We start from the raw sequence: 19,774 nt of genomic DNA on the forward strand, positions 1-19,774 counted from the left end.
AGGTAGGAACCCCACATGGGGATTGATCTTGAAATTGCCCGTGAGCGCAATGCGGGCACGCCGCGATCGGAGTCCGCTCGCTACGGATCCCAGCAATTGAGGATGTGCTCGCGGCAACGGACACGAATCACGCCCGCAAGCCGTGCGAAATGTTGCTGGAATTAACCCAGGATCAGGCCGGACGTGGGTACGCCCGTGCCCGCGGTGACGAGGACGTGCTCGACATCTGGTACCTGGTTGACCGATGTGCCGCGCAATTGGCGCACGCCTTCCGCGATGCCGTTCATCCCGTGGATGTAGGCCTCACCGAGCTGGCCGCCGTGGGTGTTGATCGGCAGTCGGCCGCCGATTTCGATCGCGCCGTCGGCGATGAAGTCCTTGGCTTCGCCCCAGCCGCAGAACCCCAACTCCTCCAGCTGAATCAGCGTGAACGGCGTGAAGTGGTCGTAGAGGATCGCCGTTTGGATGTCGGTGGGCTTGAGCCCGGACTGCTGCCACAGCTGCCGGCCTACCAAGCCCATCTCCGGCAAGCCGTCGAGTTCGTCGCGGTAGTAACTGACCATCGTGTACTGGTCGGGGCTGGAGCCTTGAGCGGCCGCCTCGATGACTGCGGGCCGATGCTTGAGGTCCTTCGCCCGATCCGCAGAAGTCACCACGATAGCCACCGCACCGTCGGTCTCCTGACAACAATCCAGCAACCGCAGCGGTTCGGCGATCCACCGCGAGTTCTGGTGATCCTCGATGGTGATCGGCTTTTCGTAGAAGTAGGCCTTGGGGTTCTTGGCCGCATGCTTGCGGTCGGCCACCGAGATCGCACCGAAGTCGCGGCTGGTGGCCCCCGACAAGTGCATGTAGCGCTTGGCGATCATGGCCACCTGGGCAGCCGGCGTCGACAGTCCATGCGGGTACGAAAAGGAATTGTCGACGCCGGTGGAGTCGGCGTTTTCCGTCAGCCGGGTCTGCACCTGTCCGAATCGCATTCCCGAGCGCTCGTTGAAAGCCCGGTAAGCCACGACGACGTCGGCGACTCCGGTTGCGACGGCCATCGCCGCCTGCTGCACGGTCGCGCATGCGGCGCCGCCGCCGTAGTGGATCTTCGAAAAGAACGTCAGCTCACCCATTCCCGTCGCGCGCGCGACCGCAACTTCGGTGTTGGAGTCCATGGTGAACGTCGTCAGCCCGTCGACGTCTGCAGGCGTGAGCCCCGCGTCGTCGAGCGCGTCGAGCACCGCCTCTGCCGCCAATCGAAGTTCACTGCGTCCCGAGTTCTTGGAGAAGTCGGTGGCACCGATGCCGACGATCGCCGCGGTGCGGGACATCACGCTCCTCCTAGAGCCAACTTGACGGTCGCGATCACGTGGTCGCCTAAGCTGTTGCGGCCCAATACCTTGACCGTGACCAACCCGTCTTCCACCGCTGTCACCTCACCAGAGAACGTCACTGTGTCGTAGGCGTACCACGGCACACCCAGCCGCAGACTGATCGACTTGACCAACGCCGACGGTCCGGCCCAGTCCGTCACGAACCGCTCCACGAGTCCCGTGTCAGTGAGGATGTTGACGAAGATGTCCTTCGAGCCCTTTGCCTGCGCCTTGTCGCGGTCGTGGTGGACGTCCTGGAAATCCCGCGTCGCCAGTGCGGTCGAGATGATGAAGGTGGGGTCGCCGTAGAGCTTGAGCTCCGGCAGCTTGGTGCCGACTTGCACAGTTGGCGTACTCATGCGGCCGGCTCCCATGCGTACAGCGTCCACGCCGGTCCGGCAGTGCTGGCCGGAAAGTCGAGAAACGTTGCGCGGACGGGCATTCCGACTTCCACCGCCGACGGGTCGACGTTGCGCAGCTCGCCGAGCATCCGCACCCCTTCCTCGAGTTCGACAAGCGCGATGACGAACGGAAGCGTCCGGCCCGGGACCTTCGGGGCATGGTGCACCACGAAGCTGAACACGGTGCCCTTGCCGCTCGCGACGACGTAGTCGGTGGGCGCCTCTTTGTCCTGCCACACCGCAGGCAGAGGCGGGTGCTGCAAAGTGCCGTCGGGCTTGCGCTGGATGCGCAGCTCGTGCTCCTTGACGCCGTCCCAGAAGAACTGGGTGTCGCGTGACACCGCCGGGCGCATCAACGCATCGGGGTCCAGGTCATCAGGCACGTCGCTTACTTGGTCGCGGTCCTTGGGCCGGAATTTGAGGATGCGCCAATTCATTTCGGCGACGTCCTCGTCACCGACCTGCCAGGTGATGCGCTGGTTGATGAAATAGCCCTCGCCCAGCGCGGTCTGCTTCGGCCCGATCACGTCGGTCAGCTCGGCGGTGACACTGACCCGTTCGCCGGGCTGCAGGTAGCGGTGGTAGGTCTGCTCGCAATTTGTGGCCACCACACCGACGTAACCGGCCTCGTCGAACACGTTGATGATGCGGCCCAGCGGGTCGTCGTCGGGACGCTGCCCGCCCAGACCGAACATCGTCCAGACCTGAATCATGGCCGGCGGAGCCACGATCCCGGGGTGACCGGCCGCCCGAGCTGCCTGCTCGTCGACGTAGACGGGATTGCGGTCGCCGATCGCCTCGACCCAGTTGTTGATCATCGGCTGGTTCACCGGATCGCGGGCGACGCGCGGCTTGCTGCGCCCCGAGGCCTTGACCTCTTCGACAGCCGCCGCGATGTCCTCGTGCCCGCTCACCTCGGCACCCTCGGCACTTTCAAGCCCGACGCCGCGATCATTTCTCTCATCACTTCGTTCACGCCTCCGCCGAACGTGATCACCAAGTTGCGCTTGGTCTGCTGGTCCAGCCAATACAGCAGGTCCGCGGTGTCGGGCTCGGCGGGGTTGCCGTACTTACCGACGATCTCCTCGGCGAGCCGCCCGATGTATTGAATGCGTTCTGTGGCAAACACTTTCGTTGCCGCCGCGTCGGCCACGTCGATGGTCTCACCCGCCGCAGCCACCTGCCAGTTCAGCAATTCGTTGATGCGCCAGGTCGCGCGAATCTCGGCGAGTGCGCGCCGTACGTCGTCGTGGTCGATCGGCAGGACCCCGTCACCGCCGGGCTTAGCCGCCCAGGCATGCACGCGGTCGTAGATGCCGGCGAACTTGCCGGCCGGTCCCAGCATCACCCGCTCGTTGTTGAGCTGGGTGGTGATGAGCCGCCAGCCACCGTTCTCCTCGCCCACCAACATGTCGACCGGCACGCGCACGTCGTTGTAATAGGTCGCGTTGGTGTGATGGGCGCCGTCGGACAGGATGATCGGCGTCCAGGAGTAACCGGGATCCTTCGTGTCGACGATCAGGATCGAAATGCCTTTGTGTTTCACGGCATCCGGGTCGGTTCGGCACGCCAGCCAGATGTAGTCGGCATCGTGGGCGCCGGTGGTGAAGATCTTCTGACCATTGACTATGTACTCGTCGCCGTGGCGAACAGCGGTGGTGCGCAGCGACGCCAAGTCGGTGCCGGCCTCCGGCTCGGTGTAGCCGATCGCGAAATGAACCTCGCCGGCGAGGATGGCGGGCAGGAACTTCTTCTTCTGCGCCTCGCTGCCATATACCTGCAGGGTTGGTCCCACCGTCTGCAACGTCACGGCCGGCAGCGGCACATCGGCACGCTGGGCCTCGTTGACGAAGATCTGCTGTTCGATGGGCCCAAAACCCAAGCCGCCGAACTCTTTCGGCCACCCCACGCCGAGCTTGCCGTCCTGGCCCATCCGACGGATCACGGCGCGGTAGGCCTTACCGTGCCGGTCGTTCTCCATCTCCTCGCGCTCCTCCGGCGAAATGAGATTCGAGAAGTATTGCCGCAGGTCGGCTTGGAGCTGCCGCTGTTCGGCAGTCAGGTCGACGAACATTACGCTCCCACGCTTTCCAGACCCGAAAGGACATCGAGACGATGCGACGGGCCGCCCAGCAAGCGGGTCAGGTCCTTGATCGTCGAGTAGTACCGCGGCATCGGGTAGGTGATGTCCATACCCATCCCGCCGTGCAGGTGGTGACAGATCTGCATGACCCGCGGCGCCTGCGACGCCAGCCAGTAACCGAGCACAGCGAGGTCGTCGTCGGCGTCACGCCCCTCGGACAGGCGCCAGGCCACCGACGTCGACGCCAAATCGATGGTGCGCGAAGCGATGTACACCTCTGCCAACTGCGCGGCGACTGTCTGGAAGGTCGACAGCGGCTTGCCGAATTGCTGACGGGTTCCGACGTAGTCGGCGGTGAGCCGCAACGCGCCGGCGACCAGACCGGCCGCATACGCGCCGATCATCGCCAGCGCCAATTGGTTCACGCGCTGCACAGCCGCGCCCTCCAGAACGTCTTCGGATGCCACCGCGACTTCGGAGAACGTGACAACATACTCGTCGCTGCCGTTCGACGTCCGCGTCTCGACCAACTCGACGCCCTCGGCCTTCGGTGACACCACGACCACCCTGCTGTCGGCCGTCACGATCATCCAGTCGGCCTGTTCTGCGTACGGCACACCGATTTTGGTGCCGCTCAACGTGTTGTTGGCGAACGTGGTCGTCGGCCGGTCCGGCAGTGCTGCGCCCGGCTCGTTGAGCGCCGCGGTGAGCACGGCGCCGTCCGCAACACCGGCCAGGTACCGGTCCTGCTGCGCGTCGGAGGCGAGGTCGAGCAGCGGCACCACCGCCAGGCCGAGCGTCGCCAGTGCGGGACTGATGGTGCCGTGGCGCCCGATCTCGGTGAGGGCCGTCGCCACCTCAGCCAGGCCCACCCCGTCGCCGCCCAGACGCTCGGGCACCGGCAGCGCGGTCACGCCGCCGGAAATCAATGCGTCCCAACTGTTTTCGCGGTCCAGGACAGCGCTGACGACGTCGACCACCGCCTGCTGGGCAGGTTCGAGCGTGAAGTCCATCAGACGGCGCCTGTGTGCGTCGGCGACGCGCCGGCGGGCGCGTGATCCACCGGGCACTTACCCGTGTAGTCGACCTGCCAGTGCTTGATCCCGTTGAGCCATCCGGACCGCAGCCGGTCCGGCGCGGACAGCGGCTTCAGATCGGGCATGTGGTCGGCGACCGCGTTGAAGATCAGGTTGATCGTCATCTTGGCCAGGTTCGCGCCGATGCAGTAGTGCGCGCCGGTGCCGCCGAAGCCGACGTGCGGGTTGGGCTGGCGCAGGATGTCGAATCGGTGCGGGTTCTCGAACACTTCTTCGTCGAAATTGGCTGAGCGATAGAACATCACCACCCGCTGCCCCTTCTTGATCTGCACCCCGGACAGCTCGGTGTCCTCGAGCGCGGTGCGCTGGAACGCGGTCACCGGGGTTGCCCAGCGCACGATCTCGTCGGCAGCGGTTTCGGGGCGCTCGCGTTTGTACAGCTCCCATTGGTCCGGGTTCTGCGAGAACGCGATCATGCCGTGGGTGATGGAGTTGCGGGTGGTCTCGTTGCCGGCCACCGCAAGCATCACGACGAAGAAGCCGAACTCGTCGTCGGAGAGCTTCTCTCCGTCGATGTCGGCCTCGATCAGCTTGGTGACGATGTCGTCGCCCGGGTTCTTGCTGCGCTCCTCGGCCATCTTCATCGCGTACATGATCAGTTCGGCCGACGACTGCGCGGGATCGATGTGGGCGTACTCGGGATCCTCGTTGCCGGTCATCTCGTTGGACCAGCGGAAGATCTTGTCCCGGTCGTCCTGCGGTACGCCCAGCAATTCGGCGATCGCCTGCAGCGGCAGTTCACACGAGACCTGCTCGACGAAGTCGCCGGACCCCTGCGCGGCCGCGGCCCTCGCGATGTTCTGCGCACGGCGATCGAGCTCGTCGCGCAGCCGGCCGATCGCCCGCGGTGTGAAGCCGCGAGAGATGATCTTGCGCAGCCGGGTGTGGTGCGGGGCGTCCATGTTGAGCAGCACGTTGCGCTGCAGGTCGATCGCCTCGCGGGTCATCTCCTGAGGCCAGACGGGGATCGCCCCGTTCTGCCAGCTCGAGAAGACGTCGCTGCGCAGCGACACCTCCTTGACGTCTTTGTGCTTGGTGACTGCCCAATAGCCGGCGTCCCGGAAGCCGCCGGTGCCGCCCGGCACCTCGACCCAGTGGACAGGCTCCGCCTTGCGAAGTTCGGCCAGCTCAGCGATGGGAAGCCCCTTGACGTTGACATCCGGGTCGAGGAAGTCGAAGTTGGGGGGCAGGTTGGGGCAGGACATCCGCACTCCTTACTGCAACGTGTTCTAGTGCCATTGAAACACGCCTCATACGCAGATCAAAGGCACCGTTGCAAGGCAGCTTGGCATTCTAATGAAACGTGTTCTAGCCTGGCGGAATGGGTAACCCTGTCATCGTCGAAGCCACCCGCAGCCCGATCGGAAAGCGCAATGGGTGGCTGTCTGGACTCCATGCCACCGAGCTGCTTGGCGCTGTGCAAAAGGCGCTCGTCGAGAAGGCCGGCATCGACGCGGGCGAGGTGGAGCAGGTCATCGGCGGCTGCGTCACGCAGTTCGCCGAGCAGTCGAACAACATCACTCGCGTGGGCTGGCTGACCGCCGGCCTGCCCGAGGAGGTGGGCGCCACCACCGTCGACTGTCAGTGCGGCAGCGGCCAGCAGGCCAACCACCTGATTGCCGGGCTGATCGCCGCCGGCGCCATCGACGTCGGCATCGCGTGCGGCATCGAGGCGATGAGCCGCGTCGGGCTTGGCGCCAATGCCGGCCCCGACCGTTCGCTGATCCGCGCGGCGTCGTGGGACATCGACATGCCCAACCAGTTCGAGGCGGCGGAGCGGATTGCCAAGCGGCGCGGCATTACTCGCGAAGACGTCGACGAGTTCGGATTCGAGTCGCAGCGCAAAGCCAAGCAGGCGTGGTCCGAGGGCCGGTTCGACCGGGAGATCAGCCCGATCGAGGCGCCGGTGCTCGACGAGAACAAGCAGCCGACGACCGAGCGGCACCTGGTGAGCCGTGACCAGGGTCTGCGCGACACCACCCTGGAGGGCCTTGCGTCGTTGAATCCCGTGTTAGAGGGCGGTATTCACACGGCCGGCACGTCGTCGCAGATCTCCGACGGCGCGGCCGCGGTGCTGTGGATGGACGAAGACAAGGCCCGGGCGCTCGGTTTCACGCCGCGTGCCCGCATCGTTTCGCAGGCTCTGGTCGGCGCAGAGCCCTACTACCACCTCGACGGTCCGGTGCAGTCGACGGCCAAGGTGCTGGAGAAGGCCGGCATGAAGATCGGCGACATCGACATCGTCGAGATCAACGAGGCGTTCGCATCGGTGGTGCTGTCGTGGGCGCGGGTGCACAACCCGGACATGACCCGGGTGAACGTCAACGGCGGCGCAATCGCGTTGGGCCATCCGGTGGGATCGACGGGCAGCCGCTTGATCACCACCGCGCTGCACGAGCTCGAGCGCTCGGACAAGTCGACCGCGCTGATCACGATGTGCGCCGGTGGTGCGCTGTCCACCGGCACGATCATCGAGCGGATCTAACGCCTAGCTTCGAGAGCGACGTTTGCAGACAACGTGCGAGTGGAGGCCTGCAAGACGTCACTCTCGACGAAGAGCCGGCATCACTCTCGCGCGGATGTGGTGGATCTTGCCGTCGGAAGACGGGATCACAAACGTCTCGTCGACGTGGGCGACTACCCGGCGGCCGGCGACAGCCGCTTTGGTGACGATCGTGAACGTCGCGTGCACCTCGTCGCCGCGCACGGTGAAGTCACGATCGGTGGCGGCTGCGATGACGCGGTACTGCAGTCCGCGAGTCAGGCTGCGGCGCAGGTGTTTTCCCGAAAACCCCGTCTTGAGACCGTTCTCGACGCGGGTGCATTTGTCGGCGAACGGGACGGCCGTGGCGTCGTGGCTCACCAGCGCGTCGAGGTACGTCTGCGCGGCGGCGATGCGATCGGTGTCGGAAACGGCGACCATCGCCTCAGCATAGGATGACGCCTATGCCGAAATCAGCGCCACGCAACCTGAACCACCCGGTCACCGACTTCGTCATCAAGTGGATGTCGCGTGGAAACGCGGCTGTCTACAAGCTCAGCAGAGGCAAGCTCGGCGGCACGTTCAAGAAGGCCCCGGTTGCGTTGCTCACCACCATCGGCCGCAAGTCCGGACAACCGAGGGTCAGCCCGCTGCTGTACCTGCGCGACGGCGACCGCGTCATCGTCGTCGCGTCGCGCGGCGGCTCCGACCGCCATCCACTCTGGTACCTGAACCTCAAGGCAAATCCGAAGGTGACGGTTCAGATCAAAGACGAGGTGCTGCACATGACGGCCCGCGACGCCACCGACGAAGAGCGAGAGACGTTGTGGCCCAAGCTCGTCGAGATGTATCCGGACTTCGAGGATTACCAGTCCTGGACCGATCGGCGCATTCCGATCGTCGTGTGTGAACCCGCGCGCTGAGGCTGTGTCAGGCCCCGTACACCGGCACGGGTGGCCTGGCCTTGGCCAGCAGGTCGGCGACGACGGGTCCGAGTTCCGACGGTTCCCAGCGAGCGCCCTTGTCCACCTGTGGCCCGTGTGCCCAGCCTTCGGCCACCCGGATCAATCCGCCCTCGACCTCGAAGACTTTGCCTGTCACGTCGCGTGATTCGGCACTGCCGAGCCATACCACAAGCGGCGAAACGTTTTCCGGTGCCATCGCGTCGAAGCCGTCGTCGGGCCTGGCCATGGTTTCGGCGAACACCTTCTCGGTCATGCGCGTGCGCGCGGCGGGGGCGATCGCGTTGACGGTGACACCGTAGCGGCCCATCTCGGCTGCGGCGACCAGTGTGAGTGCGGCGATGCCGGCCTTGGCGGCCGAGTAATTGCCTTGCCCGACGCTGCCCTGCAAGCCGGCACCCGAGCTGGTGTTGATCACCCGCGCGTCCACGGTCTCTCCGGCTTTTGACTTCGCGCGCCAGTACTCGGCGGCATGGCGCAGCGGCGCGAAGTGGCCCTTGAGGTGCACGCGGATCACCGCGTCCCACTCTTCTTCACTGGTATTGGCCAGCATGCGGTCCCGAATGAATCCCGCGTTGTTCACCAGCACGTCGAGGCCGCCGAACTCCGAGATCGCGGTGCGGATCAGATTCTGGGCGCCGGACCAGTCGGCGACGTCGTCACTGTTCGGGATGGCTTCTCCGCCCGCGGCGGTGATCTCGTCGACCACTTCCTGGACGGGACTGGTTCCCGCAGAGCCGTCGAGCGCTACGCCGACGTCGTTGACTACCACCCGGGCGCCCTCCGCGGCGAACGCCAGCGCATGGGCCCGCCCGATTCCTCGTCCGGCGCCCGTCACCACGACTACGCGCCCGTCGACCAATCCCATTCACTCACTCCCTTACTTGATCGCACTGGTGGCGGCCAGATACGGCGGTGGTTCACCACCGCCGTGCACCGCCATCGTCGTACCACTGATGTAAGACGCTGCATCCGACGCCAAAAACGCTGCTGCCCAGCCAATCTCGGTGGGCTTGGCCAGCCGGCCGAGCGGCACCGTGGTCGACACCGCGGCCTGCGATTCCGCGTCGCCGTAGAACAGCTCGACCTGCTCGGTTTCCACCATGCCCACCGCAAGCGCGTTGACGCGCACCTTCGGGGCCCACTCCACGGCCAAAGTGGCGGTCAGGCTTTCCACACCCGCCTTGGCCGCGCCGTAGGCCGCAGTGCCCGGCGATGGCCGACGCCCGCTCACGCTCGACACCGACACGATTGCGCCGCCAGTCTCCTGGTCCTGCATCACGGCGTTGGCACGTTGCGAAACGTGAAGCATGCCAAGCAGATTCAGCGCAATGATCTTCTCGTGGAATTTCGGTGACGCGTCGGCGGCCAGCGCGTAGGGCGATCCGCCGGCGTTGTTCACCACGATGTCGAGGCGCCCGTGCCGGTCGACGATCGTGTCGACGAGCCGGCCGACAGAATCGGGGTCACGCACGTCGCACTCGAGGAATTCATACGGCGACCCTTCGACGGGGCGGCGCGCACAGGTCACGACAGTTGCGCCCTGATCGGCGAAGACGGCGCTGATGCCGGCGCCCACACCGCGGACACCACCTGTCACGAGGACGATCCGACCGGCGAGCCCGAAATCGAGGGGAACCGCTGGGCCGGGATCAGTCACTGTGCTAGCTTACCAAGCAAGTGCTTGCTTAGGTAGCGACCCCAGGAAGAGTCCTCATGACCATCACGTCCGCCACCGTCGAGCCGGGCATCGTCGCCGTCACCGTCGACTATCCGCCCGTCAACGCGATCCCTTCCCGCGGCTGGTTCGACCTGGCCGATGCGCTCACCGGGGCGGGGGAAAACTTCGAGACCCACGTCGTGATCCTGCGCGCCGAAGGCCGCGGCTTCAACGCCGGTGTCGACATCAAAGAGATGCAGAACACCGAGGGCTTCACGGCCTTGATCGACGCCAACCGCGGCTGCTTTGCGGCGTTTCGGGCGGTGTACGAATGCGCGGTACCGGTGATCGCGGCGGTCAACGGATTCTGCGTCGGCGGCGGAATCGGCCTCGTCGGCAACGCCGACGTGATCGTCGCCTCCGATGACGCGACGTTCGGGCTGCCTGAGGTGGAACGTGGCGCGCTCGGCGCAGCGACACACCTGTCGCGGCTGGTGCCGCAGCACATGATGCGACGCTTGTTTTACACCGCCGCCACGGTCGACGCCGCGACACTGCACCACTTCGGATCCGTGCACGAGGTGGTGCCCCGCGAGCAGCTCGACGAGGCGGCACTGAAGGTGGCACGCGACATCGCCGCCAAAGACACCCGCGTGATCCGGGCGGCCAAGGAAGCACTGAATTTCATTGACGTGCAACGGGTCAACTCCAGCTATCGGATGGAGCAGGGCTTCACATTCGAACTGAACCTCGCCGGCGTCTCCGACGAGCACCGCGACGCGTTCGCGGGGACGGCGAAGGGCAAGAAGGCGTGACGGACAAGCTCACCACCCTCGGCGACGCCGTTGCGCAGGTGCGCAGCGGCATGACGATCGGGATCGGCGGCTGGGGCTCGCGACGCAAGCCAATGGCCTTCGTCCGCGCTCTGTTGCGGACAGACGTCGAGGATTTGACCGTCGTCACCTACGGCGGGCCGGACATCGGACTGCTGTGCTCGGCCGGGAAGGTACGGCGGGTGTACTACGGCTTCGTGTCGCTTGACTCGCCGCCGTTCTACGACCCGTGGTTCGCGGCGGCGCGCACCAGCGGAGCGATCGAAGCACGGGAAATGGACGAAGGCATGCTGCGCTGCGGATTACAGGCGGCCGCACAGCGATTGCCGTTTCTGCCGATTCGCGCGGGCCTGGGCAGTTCGGTGCCCGACTTCTGGGAAGACGAGCTCAAGACCGTCACGTCCCCGTACCCATTGGCGGACGGGTCGTTCGAGACGTTGATCGCGATGCCGGCGTTGCGGTTGGACGCGGCGTTCGTCCACCTGAACCTCGGCGACGCCCGCGGAAACGCCGCATACACCGGCGTCGACCCCTACTTCGACGACCTGTTCCTGATGGCCGCCGATCGGCGCTACCTGTCTGTGGAGAGGGTGGTGTCCACCGAGGAACTGGTGAAGGCCGTTCCGCGGCAGGCGCTGATCGTCAATCGGATGATGGTCGACGCGGTGGTGGAGGCACCCGGTGGCGCCCACTTCACCACCGGCGCAGCCGATTACGGTCGCGACGAGAAGTTCCAGCGGCACTACGCCGAGGCCGCGAAGTCGCCCGAATCGTGGGACGCCTTCGTGCGGACCTATTTGTCGGGCAGCGAGGACGACTACCAGGCCGCGGTGCGGCGATTCGCAACGGAGGCATCATGATTCACGTGAGCCGTGCCGAAGTATGCGTGACGGCCTGCGCGGATTTGTTTCGCGGCGTCGGGGAGATCATGGTGAGCCCGATGACCACCGTGGTTTCCGTCGGGGCTCGTCTTGCTCGCCTGACATTCTCTCCCGACATCCTGCTGACCGACGGCGAGGCGCTACTGCTCGACGACACTCCGGCACTGGGCGCGTCGGGCGCTGTCGAGGGGTGGATGCCGTTCGGCCGGGTCTTCGAGACGCTGGCATGGGGCCGACGCTATGTGGTGATGGGCGCCAACCAGATTGACCGGTACGGCAATCAGAACCTGTCGGCGTTCGGGCCGTTGCAGCATCCGACCCGGCAGATGTTCGGCGTGCGAGGCGCGCCGGGCAACACGATCAACCACGCGACCAGCTACTGGGTGGGAAACCACTCCCCGCGCGTCTTCTGCGACGCCGTCGACGTCGTCTGCGGAATCGGCTACGACAAGGTGGACCGCGACAATCCGGCGTTCCGGTTCATGGACGTGCGTCGGGTGGTGACCAACCTGGGGGTCTTCGACTTCGGCGGCCCCGATCACACGATGCGAGCGGTGTCGCTGCACCCGGGTGTCGAGCCGGACGACGTGCGGCAGGCAACCTCGTTCGACGTACACGGCTTGGACTCGGTTGACGTCACGCGCCTTCCCACCACTGAAGAGCTGGACCTGATCCAAAACGTCATCGACCCGAAGTCTCTGCGGGACAAGGAAGTACGAGTATGAGAATCCGTACCCCGCTCACTGAGCTGGTCGGCATCGCGCATCCCGTGGTGCAGACCGGCATGGGATGGGTGGCGGGCGCACGACTGGTGTCTGCGACCGCGAACGCCGGCGGACTGGGCATTCTGGCTTCGGCAACGATGACGCTGGACGAATTGGCCTCGGCGATCAGAAAAGTGAAGTCGGCGACAGACCGCCCGTTCGGTGTCAACATCCGGGCCGATGCGTCCGACGCCGATGACCGTGTGGAGTTGATGATCCGCGAAGGCGTGAAAGTGGCCTCCTTCGCGCTGGCGCCCCGCCAGGAGCTCATTGCGCGGCTGAAAGAGACAGGTGCAGTGGTGATTCCGTCGGTCGGCGCGGCCAAGCATGCCCGCAAGGTGGCCTCCTGGGGTGCCGACGCGGTGATCGTGCAAGGCGGCGAGGGCGGCGGGCACACCGGGCCTGTGGCCACTACGCTTCTGCTGCCGTCGGTGCTTGACGCTGTCGACATTCCCGTTGTCGCGGCGGGCGGTTTCTTCGACGGACGCGGTTTGGCGGCGGCACTGTCGTACGGCGCCGCGGGCGTGGCAATGGGCACCCGATTCCTGCTGACGTCGGATTCGACGGTGCCCGATGCCGTCAAGCAGCGCTACCTGCAGGCCGGCTTGGACGGCACGGTGGTGTCCACGCGCGTCGACGGCATGCCGCACCGGGTGCTGCGCACGCCGTTGGTGAATCGGCTCGAAAGCGGTTCGCGCGTAAGGGGTTTCGCTGCGGCAGTGCGAAATGCCGCCAAATTCAAGAAGATGTCGGGCATGACGTGGCGCACGATGGTGCGTGACGGGCTGGCGATGCGGCACGGCAAAGACCTGACGTGGTCTCAAGTGTTGATGGCCGCCAATACGCCGATGCTCTTGCGGGCCGGGCTGGTCGAGGGCAACACCGAGGCGGGAGTACTGGCATCGGGCCAGGTGGCCGGAATCCTCGACGACCTGCCGTCATGTGCCGAGCTGATCGAGTCGATCGTCGCGGATGCGGTGAAACATCTGCAAGCCGCTGCCGCGCTGATCGAGGAGTAGCTTGGCCGAACGACCACACACCACGCGGGTCGTGGTGCTGACCACGTTGACCGTGCGGTTAAGCAAATAGCTGAAGTCCCGTGGAATGAAGATATAGTCTTCATATGGCACGGATGAAGGCTACAGCTTCAGCGCAGCCGTGTGCTGCGCTGCTCGGCGACGTGGTCGGATCGCGACAGGCTACGGACCGCGCCGAGCTGCACCTCCGGCTATCCGCCGCGCTGCGCGCCGTTGCCGCGGGCGCGATCGATGCGCCGGCCGTCACGGTCGGCGACGAATTTCAGGGAAGCTATCCGTCCGTCGGCGCAGCGATCGACGCCGCACTGCGCGTGCGGCTGGCCGTCGCACCCTCGATCGATGTGCGGTTCGGGATCGGATGGGGCGATGTGCGGGTGCTCGACGAGCGGGCGCGGATTCAGGACGGCCCGGGCTGGTGGGCGGCACGCGACGCGATCGAGCAGACGGCTGCAGCCCAGCGGCAACCCGGCCTCGCGCTGGTGCGTACGACGTTTCGCGCCCCTGACCGCGATGACGTGGATGCGGTCAACGCGGCGCTGATGTGTCGGGACCATCTGCTTGGATCACTCGACGACCGATCGTTGCGAATTCTCAGGGCGCTGATGGACAACCAAGCGAAGAGGGACATCGCCGCCGCGGAGGGCATCAGCCCGTCCGCGGTGTCACAGCGCGCCGGGCGCGACGGGCTCGATCTGATCGTGGCAGCGTCACAGCATCTGCGGAGCATCCCGTGAGCGTGTTGGCGGTCATGCTCATCGCGGTCGGCCTCGCCGATGCGCTGCGGGGCTTTCGGCGGGTGGCAGTTGTGGTCGGCCCGTTGGTGGTGGCGGCGGTTGCGGCGCTGTCGGCGCTGTGGCATGCCGGCGATGTCGTGCTGCTGCTCGTTGCCGCGGTCGCGACGGTGGCGTGGCATGTGCTGTGTCGACGGGCCGAGCGCAGCGGCACGCACGTGCTCGCACCGCTGCTGACATTCTTCGGGTCGGGCTTGCTGTTGATCGTGTTGTCGGGCTGGGCATCTCCGGTGCGCGGCGTGGTGGCGCGCTGGGTTCACTGGACTGATCTGCCCCTCGGTCACATTTCGCCGACCCAGCTGCTGATGACCGTTGGTGTGGTCCTGTTGCAGCTGGTCACGGGTAACCAATTCGTGCGGCTGGTGCTGGGTTCCGTTGGCGCAGTGCGCCCGGCCGGTGTGCCGCAGCCGTCAGATCGACTCAAAGGTGGGCGGCTCCTCGGGCCGATGGAGCGGCTGCTGATCCTGGGGCTGGGCGTGAGCGGTCAGCTGGCGGCGGCCTCGGCGGTGGTGGCCGCCAAGAGCATCATCCGGTTCCCGGAGATCAATGCGCAGAAGGCCCGCGAGAACGGCACGATCGGCATCGACGACGTCACCGAGTACTTTCTGGTCGGCAGCTTCGCCAGCTGGATCGTCGCGCTTGGCGGCGTGTGGTTGGTTCTGGCGCAATGACTTTCGCCACTTCTCATGCGCCCGGCCCTCGAGCGGCGACCGCAGTTCACCCAGCGTTTATTTGCCGTTGACCTTTGCGGTCGCGGCCGTCAACACCGTGTGTCAGCATGTCCGCCGTGGGCACAGGCCATCTCATCTTCTTCGGGGGTGCCACCGCGATCGCAGCGGCACTGAGCCCGATCGGACCGGCGGCGTCCGCTCAACCGTGCCCGGATGTCGAGGTCGTATTCGCGCGGGGCACCACCGAGCAACCTGGTGTCGGCTACACCGGTCAGGCCTTCGTCGACGCACTGCAAGCCCGCGTCGGCCCGAAATCCATCAGGGTGTATCCGGTCGACTACCCGGCCACCACCGACTTTCCCACCGCGGTGGACGGAATCACCGATGCACGAACCCATATCACGTCGATGGCGGCGAACTGCCCCGCGACGAAACTGGTGCTGGGCGGTTTCTCCCAAGGAGCGGCTGTGATGGGTTTCGTCACCGCCGCCGTCATCCCGGACGGCGCACCCGAGGGAGTGCCCAACCCGATGCCGGCCGACGTTGCCGACCACATCGCCGCAGTGGCCCTGTTCGGCAAGCCGAACAACCGGTTCATGCGGGCGATCAACCAGCCGCCGATCACGATCGGGCCGCTGTATGCGGACAAGACCATTGACCTGTGTGTCGACGACGACCCGATCTGCTCTGCCGGCAGCAACTTCAATGCGCACATGCACTACGAGGAAGCCGGGATGGTCGACCAGGCAGCGACTTTCGCGGCTGGCCACCTCACCGCCTCGACGCCAGCGCCCAGCGCACCACCGGCTCGTCCCGCCAACTCGCCGCCGCCGTCCGGCTCGTCCCGCCAACTCGCCGCCGCCGTCCGGGACGTTGTTGTCGTGCTCGACGACGTGCCGTGTGATCGAACCGGAATGACATCAGCGTGCGTAGCCTTCGCCGCGAGGGTGCGCCGTGGTACGGATTCGGCCGGCGTGTCGGCGTGCAGACACGCACGCTCGCGGTGCTGCGGGGCGCTACAGCCGCTCGATGATCGTGACGTTGGCGGTGCCGCCGCCCTCGCACATGGTCTGCAAACCGTAGCGTCCGCCGACACGTTCGAGCTCGTTGAGCATCGTCGCGAACAGCTTCGCGCCAGTGGCACCCAGCGGATGGCCCAGGGCGATCGCGCCGCCGTTGGGGTTCACCCGCTCCGGATCGGCCTTGATCTCTTTCAACCAGGCCATCACCACCGGCGCAAACGCCTCGTTGATCTCGACCACGTCGATGTCGTCGATCGACAGCCCCGTCTTCTCTAGGGCGTACCGGGTGGCCGGGATAGGGCCGGTGAGCATGAACACCGGGTCGGCGCCGCGCGCGCTGATGTGATGAATGCGGGCACGTGGCTTGAGCTTGTGATCGGCGACCGCCTGCTCGGATGCCAGCAGCACCGCACTAGCCCCGTCGGAGATCTGGCTGGCCACTGCCGCCGTCAACCGGCCGCCCTCGGAAAGCGTTGGCAGCGCGGCCATTTTCTCTAGCGAGGTCTCGCGCGGGCCCTCATCGACGCTGAACCCGTTGACCGGGATGATCTCGTTGTCGAAACGCCCCGCGCGGATCGCGGCCAGCGCACGCTGGTGGCTGGTCAGCGCATACTGCTCCATTTCCTCGCGGGACAGGTTCCACTTCTCGGCGATCAGCTCTGCACCGCGGAACTGCGAGATCTCCTCGTCGCCGTAGCGATGCCGCCAATTCTCCGACTCCCCCGTCGGCGAGGTGAACCCGAACTCTTTACCGACCACCATCGCCGAGGCGATCGGGATCTGGCTCATGTTCTGCATGCCGCCGGCAAGGATGACGTCTGCTGTGCCGGACATGATCGCTTGCGCGCCAAATGAAATCGCTTGCTGGCTGGAACCGCACTGCCGGTCGACGGTAACACCGGGCACCTCTTCGGGGTACCCGGCGGCCAGCCATGCGTTGCGGCCGATGTTGCCGGCCTGCCCGCCGATCGCGTCGACGCATCCGACGATCACGTCGTCGACAGCCGCCGGGTCGATGTCGACCCGATCGAAGATTCCGCGAAATGCGTGCACGCCCAAGTCGATGGGATGCACTTTGGCCAGCGCGCCGTTGCGCTTGCCGACGGCGGTGCGCACGGCATCGACGATGTATGCCTCGGGCATGTTGAGACTCCTCACCCTGACTGCTCGGCTTCGATTCCGCCGAGGACGATCGAAAGATACTGGCGGCCAACCTGTTCGGCCGTCAGAGGTCCGCCGGGCTGATACCAGCGCACCGAGACCCACGTGGTGTCCCGGATGAACCGGTACACCAAATCGACGTCGAGGTCGGGCCGGAAGTATCCCTCCTTGATGCCCTGCTGGAGCACGTCGACCCACATCTGCCGCTGCTGTCGGTTCAACTCCTCCAGGTAGGAAAACCGTGGCTGCTCCAGCAGTCGCTTGGCCTCGTCCTGGTAGATCACCACCTGGGCGTGGCGATTCTCGATCGCGTCGAACGACGCCATGAACAGGCCCTTGAGCCGTTCCAGCGGATTCGGCTCGGTGTCGATGATGTGCTGGTACCGCGCGAACAGCCAGTCGAGGAAGTCGCGCAGCACCTCGTCGACCATTTCTTCTTTCGACGCGAAGTGGTGATACAGGCTGCCCGAGAGGATGCCGGCGCGGTCCGCGATGTCGCGCACCGTGGTGGCGCGCAACCCCCGCTCGGCGAACATGCTCGCCGCGAGCTCCAGGAGCTCGTCGCGTCTGCTGACCTGCTGCTCACTCATGGATGCTGGCTCGATACCGAAATCACTTCGCCGGTAAGGTAATTCGAGTAGTCGCTGGCCAGGAAGGCGATCGTGGCCGCCACCTCCCACGGCTCTGCGGCGCGGCCGTACGCCTCACCGGCGGAGAGCCTGTCCAGCAACTCGGGCGAGGTGACCTTGTCCAGGAACTTGTGCCGGGCGATGCTGGGCGCCACCGCGTTGATCCGCACCCCGAACTCCACCGCCTCGATCGCCGAGCAGCGGGTCAGCGCCATCACCCCGGCCTTCGCGGCCGCGTAGTGCGCCTGGCCGTACTGTGCCCGCCAGCCCAGCACGCTGGCATTGTTGACGATCACACCGCCGTGCTTGGCGTCGCGGAAGTAGGCCAGCGCCGCACGGGTGGCACGGAACACCGAGTTCAGCGTCACGTCGAGCACGCGGTCCCACTGCTCGTCGGTCATGTCGACCACGGGTGTCTCACCGCCCAGCCCGGCATTGTTCACCAGCACGTCGAGCCGACCCAGCCGCGCCGTCGTCGACGCGATCAGCGCGTCGACCTGGACGCTGGACGTCACATCGCACAGCACACTTTCCACTCGCCCCAGACCGAGCGCGATCAACTCGTCCCGGGTCTGTTCCAGCCGGCGCTCGTGGTAGTCCGACACCACCACGTCGGCGCCTTCCAGCAGGGCCCGACGTGCGGTAGCGGAGCCGATTCCGGTGCCTGCCGCAGCCGTCACGACGACGACCTTGCCGGCCAGAAGCCCGTGTCCGTCAATCTCTTTCGGGGCATGCGTCAACGTCATTCAGCCCTTCACCTCCCGGGGCAGCCCGAGCACCCGCTCGGCGATAATGTTGCGCTGGATCTCGTTCGACCCGCCGTAGATGGTGTCCGCGCGCGAGAACAGGAACAACCGCTGCCATTCGTCGAAGTCGCCGTCCGGCTTGACCATGCCTGCCTTGCCTTCGATGTCCATGGCGAGCTCGCCGAGATCGCGATGCCAGTTGGCCCACAATAACTTCGACACATTGTCTTGGCCCTTGTAGATGTCGCCGGCCATCCGGCTCCCGGCTTTCTCGACGTCCATGGTCGCCAACGCGTAGGACCGCATCGCACGCAACCCGGCCCACGCACGGGCCAGCCGCTCGCGAATCAGCGGGTCGTCGGCAGCGCCGTTGCGCTGCGCCAGCTCGGCGATCCCGGACAGCTCTCGGGCGTAGACGATCTGCTGGCCCAATGTCGAGACCCCGCGCTCGAACGTCAGCGTGCCCATCGCGATGCGCCAGCCGTCGCCAGGTTCGCCGACCACCAGATTCGCGTCGGTGCGCGCGTCGTCGAAGAAGACCTCGTTGAACTCCGAGTCGCCGGTGAGCTGGTTGATCGGCCGGATGTCGACGCCGGGCTGGTCGAGCGGCACCAGTAGATAGGACAGGCCGGCGTGGCGCTTGGAGCCCTTTTCGGTACGCGCGACCACGAAGCACCACTGCGCCCACTGCGCCAGCGACGTCCAGATCTTCTGCCCGTTGATCACCCACTGGTTGCCGTCGAGCACCGCGGTGGTCGACACGTTGGCCAGGTCGCTGCCGGCGCCGGGCTCGGAGTAACCCTGACACCACAACTCGGTGACATCGAGGATTCTGGGCAGAAACCGCTGCTGCTGTTCGGAGGTTCCGAACTCGATCAGCGTCGGCCCCAGCAGTTCCTCGCCGAAGTGGTTGACCTTGGCGGGCGCGTTGGCCAGCGCGTACTCCTCGTAGAACGCGACCCGATGCGCCACCGACAGGCCGCGGCCACCGTGCTCCTTCGGCCACCCCAGGCAGGTGAGCCCGGCGGCAGCCAGTCGGCGGTTCCACTCGAGTCGTTCCTCGAACGCCTCATGCTCTCGGCCTGGACCGCCGAGCCCCTTGAGCTGGGCGAAGTCCCCGACGAGGTTGTCGGCCAGCCACGCGCGCACCTCGGCCCTGAACTCCTGGACCTCGTTCACCCCTGTAGGCTAAC

At 66.0% G+C, this 19,774-nt stretch carries 21 protein-coding genes and 1 pseudogene; 9 read left to right on the plus strand and 13 right to left on the minus strand.

Annotation, left to right across the window (positions count from 1 at the left end):
- Window positions 1-161 precede the first annotated feature (161 nt).
- Genes ltp2 through AC5Y4C_RS11850 form a run of 6 tightly spaced genes read right to left on the minus strand, consistent with a single transcriptional unit; the run spans window position 162 to window position 6,147 of the window.
- Window positions 162-1,322 carry a 17-hydroxy-3-oxo-4-pregnene-20-carboxyl-CoA lyase gene (gene ltp2 / locus AC5Y4C_RS11825; protein ID WP_499913779.1) on the minus strand — a complete coding sequence of 387 codons (1,161 nt, stop codon included), beginning with the start codon at window positions 1,320-1,322 and terminating at the stop codon, window positions 162-164.
- A complete protein-coding gene (locus tag AC5Y4C_RS11830) occupies window positions 1,319-1,720 on the minus strand; it encodes a MaoC family dehydratase (protein ID WP_499951711.1) in 402 nt (133 codons plus the stop codon). The genes ltp2 and AC5Y4C_RS11830 overlap by 4 nt, the downstream gene beginning before the upstream one ends.
- Window positions 1,717-2,676 (minus strand): bifunctional MaoC family dehydratase N-terminal/OB-fold nucleic acid binding domain-containing protein, encoded by a 960-nt coding sequence (locus tag AC5Y4C_RS11835; RefSeq protein ID WP_500008424.1) that lies wholly within the window; start codon window positions 2,674-2,676, stop codon window positions 1,717-1,719. Before AC5Y4C_RS11835 ends, AC5Y4C_RS11830 begins: the two co-directional genes overlap by 4 nt.
- Window positions 2,673-3,836, minus strand: coding sequence for an acyl-CoA dehydrogenase FadE29 (gene fadE29 / locus AC5Y4C_RS11840; protein WP_499961541.1), 1,164 nt, complete (start codon window positions 3,834-3,836; stop codon window positions 2,673-2,675). Before fadE29 ends, AC5Y4C_RS11835 begins: the two co-directional genes overlap by 4 nt.
- Window positions 3,836-4,858, minus strand: coding sequence for an acyl-CoA dehydrogenase family protein (locus AC5Y4C_RS11845; protein ID WP_499961539.1), 1,023 nt, complete (start codon window positions 4,856-4,858; stop codon window positions 3,836-3,838). Before AC5Y4C_RS11845 ends, fadE29 begins: the two co-directional genes overlap by 1 nt.
- On the minus strand, window positions 4,858-6,147 hold the full coding sequence (locus tag AC5Y4C_RS11850; RefSeq protein WP_499907102.1) for a cytochrome P450: 1,290 nt from the start codon (window positions 6,145-6,147) through the stop codon (window positions 4,858-4,860). The genes AC5Y4C_RS11845 and AC5Y4C_RS11850 overlap by 1 nt, the downstream gene beginning before the upstream one ends.
- A 116-nt stretch (window positions 6,148-6,263) precedes the next feature.
- Here AC5Y4C_RS11850 and AC5Y4C_RS11855 point away from each other — a divergent pair, with 116 nt between their 5' ends.
- A complete protein-coding gene (locus AC5Y4C_RS11855) occupies window positions 6,264-7,427 on the plus strand; it encodes a steroid 3-ketoacyl-CoA thiolase (RefSeq protein ID WP_499907104.1) in 1,164 nt (387 codons plus the stop codon).
- Window positions 7,428-7,484: 57 nt separating this feature from the next.
- Here the strand turns inward: AC5Y4C_RS11855 and AC5Y4C_RS11860 are convergent, their stop codons facing one another.
- Window positions 7,485-7,865 carry a DUF8021 domain-containing protein gene (locus AC5Y4C_RS11860; protein WP_499961538.1) on the minus strand — a complete coding sequence of 127 codons (381 nt, stop codon included), beginning with the start codon at window positions 7,863-7,865 and terminating at the stop codon, window positions 7,485-7,487.
- A 23-nt stretch (window positions 7,866-7,888) separates the two neighbouring features.
- Here AC5Y4C_RS11860 and AC5Y4C_RS11865 point away from each other — a divergent pair, with 23 nt between their 5' ends.
- Complete coding sequence (locus AC5Y4C_RS11865) at window positions 7,889-8,347, plus strand: nitroreductase family deazaflavin-dependent oxidoreductase (protein ID WP_499907108.1); 459 nt, start codon at window positions 7,889-7,891, stop codon at window positions 8,345-8,347.
- A 7-nt stretch (window positions 8,348-8,354) separates the two neighbouring features.
- On the opposite strand, the gene AC5Y4C_RS11870 is transcribed toward AC5Y4C_RS11865, so the two are convergent.
- Both AC5Y4C_RS11870 and AC5Y4C_RS11875 read right to left on the minus strand, forming a co-directional pair.
- Window positions 8,355-9,254: an SDR family oxidoreductase gene (locus AC5Y4C_RS11870; RefSeq protein ID WP_499961537.1), complete on the minus strand. Its 900-nt coding sequence runs from the start codon at window positions 9,252-9,254 to the stop codon at window positions 8,355-8,357.
- A gap of 12 nt (window positions 9,255-9,266) precedes the next feature.
- Window positions 9,267-10,046: an SDR family oxidoreductase gene (locus AC5Y4C_RS11875; protein WP_499907112.1), complete on the minus strand. Its 780-nt coding sequence runs from the start codon at window positions 10,044-10,046 to the stop codon at window positions 9,267-9,269.
- A 56-nt stretch (window positions 10,047-10,102) separates the two neighbouring features.
- Between AC5Y4C_RS11875 and echA20 the strand changes: the two genes are divergently transcribed.
- The 7 genes and pseudogenes from echA20 to AC5Y4C_RS11910 form a co-directional block, all read left to right on the plus strand.
- Window positions 10,103-10,861 carry a (7aS)-7a-methyl-1,5-dioxo-2,3,5,6,7,7a-hexahydro-1H-indene-carboxyl-CoA hydrolase gene (gene echA20, locus AC5Y4C_RS11880; RefSeq protein WP_499907114.1) on the plus strand — a complete coding sequence of 253 codons (759 nt, stop codon included), beginning with the start codon at window positions 10,103-10,105 and terminating at the stop codon, window positions 10,859-10,861.
- Complete coding sequence (ipdA, locus tag AC5Y4C_RS11885) at window positions 10,858-11,739, plus strand: cholesterol ring-cleaving hydrolase subunit IpdA (RefSeq protein ID WP_499961535.1); 882 nt, start codon at window positions 10,858-10,860, stop codon at window positions 11,737-11,739. Before echA20 ends, ipdA begins: the two co-directional genes overlap by 4 nt.
- Window positions 11,736-12,485: a cholesterol ring-cleaving hydrolase subunit IpdB gene (ipdB, locus tag AC5Y4C_RS11890; protein WP_499907119.1), complete on the plus strand. Its 750-nt coding sequence runs from the start codon at window positions 11,736-11,738 to the stop codon at window positions 12,483-12,485. Before ipdA ends, ipdB begins: the two co-directional genes overlap by 4 nt.
- Window positions 12,482-13,543: a (3aS,4S,5R,7aS)-5-hydroxy-7a-methyl-1-oxo-octahydro-1H-indene-4-carboxyl-CoA dehydrogenase gene (ipdC, locus tag AC5Y4C_RS11895; RefSeq protein WP_499961533.1), complete on the plus strand. Its 1,062-nt coding sequence runs from the start codon at window positions 12,482-12,484 to the stop codon at window positions 13,541-13,543. Before ipdB ends, ipdC begins: the two co-directional genes overlap by 4 nt.
- Before the next feature lie 104 nt (window positions 13,544-13,647).
- A complete protein-coding gene (locus AC5Y4C_RS11900) occupies window positions 13,648-14,295 on the plus strand; it encodes a SatD family protein (protein ID WP_499961532.1) in 648 nt (215 codons plus the stop codon).
- Window positions 14,292-15,023: a hypothetical protein gene (locus tag AC5Y4C_RS11905; RefSeq protein ID WP_499961531.1), complete on the plus strand. Its 732-nt coding sequence runs from the start codon at window positions 14,292-14,294 to the stop codon at window positions 15,021-15,023. The genes AC5Y4C_RS11900 and AC5Y4C_RS11905 overlap by 4 nt, the downstream gene beginning before the upstream one ends.
- Window positions 15,024-15,130: 107 nt before the next feature.
- Window positions 15,131-15,733 (plus strand): annotated as a pseudogene (locus AC5Y4C_RS11910) (cutinase family protein); the annotation flags it as partial.
- Window positions 15,734-16,039: 306 nt separating this feature from the next.
- Here AC5Y4C_RS11910 and fadA6 read toward each other — a convergent pair.
- Genes fadA6 through ipdE1 form a run of 4 tightly spaced genes read right to left on the minus strand, consistent with a single transcriptional unit; the run spans window position 16,040 to window position 19,760 of the window.
- The gene (gene fadA6 / locus AC5Y4C_RS11915) at window positions 16,040-17,188 is read right to left on the minus strand and encodes a steroid 3-ketoacyl-CoA thiolase FadA6 (RefSeq protein ID WP_499907129.1); all 1,149 of its coding nucleotides are present in this window, start codon (window positions 17,186-17,188) and stop codon (window positions 16,040-16,042) included.
- A gap of 11 nt (window positions 17,189-17,199) precedes the next feature.
- Window positions 17,200-17,796 carry a TetR family transcriptional regulator KstR2 gene (gene kstR2, locus AC5Y4C_RS11920; RefSeq protein WP_499961530.1) on the minus strand — a complete coding sequence of 199 codons (597 nt, stop codon included), beginning with the start codon at window positions 17,794-17,796 and terminating at the stop codon, window positions 17,200-17,202.
- Window positions 17,793-18,581, minus strand: a complete 789-nt coding sequence (ipdF, locus tag AC5Y4C_RS11925; RefSeq protein ID WP_499961528.1) for a (5R,7aS)-5-hydroxy-7a-methyl-1-oxo-2,3,5,6,7,7a-hexahydro-1H-indene-carboxyl-CoA reductase — start codon at window positions 18,579-18,581, stop codon at window positions 17,793-17,795. The genes kstR2 and ipdF overlap by 4 nt, the downstream gene beginning before the upstream one ends.
- Window positions 18,582-19,760 carry an acyl-CoA dehydrogenase IpdE1 gene (ipdE1, locus tag AC5Y4C_RS11930; protein ID WP_499961527.1) on the minus strand — a complete coding sequence of 393 codons (1,179 nt, stop codon included), beginning with the start codon at window positions 19,758-19,760 and terminating at the stop codon, window positions 18,582-18,584.
- Window positions 19,761-19,774: the final 14 nt, after the last annotated feature.

The sequence above is a fragment of the Mycobacterium sp. NGS35 genome, from assembly GCF_059812855.1.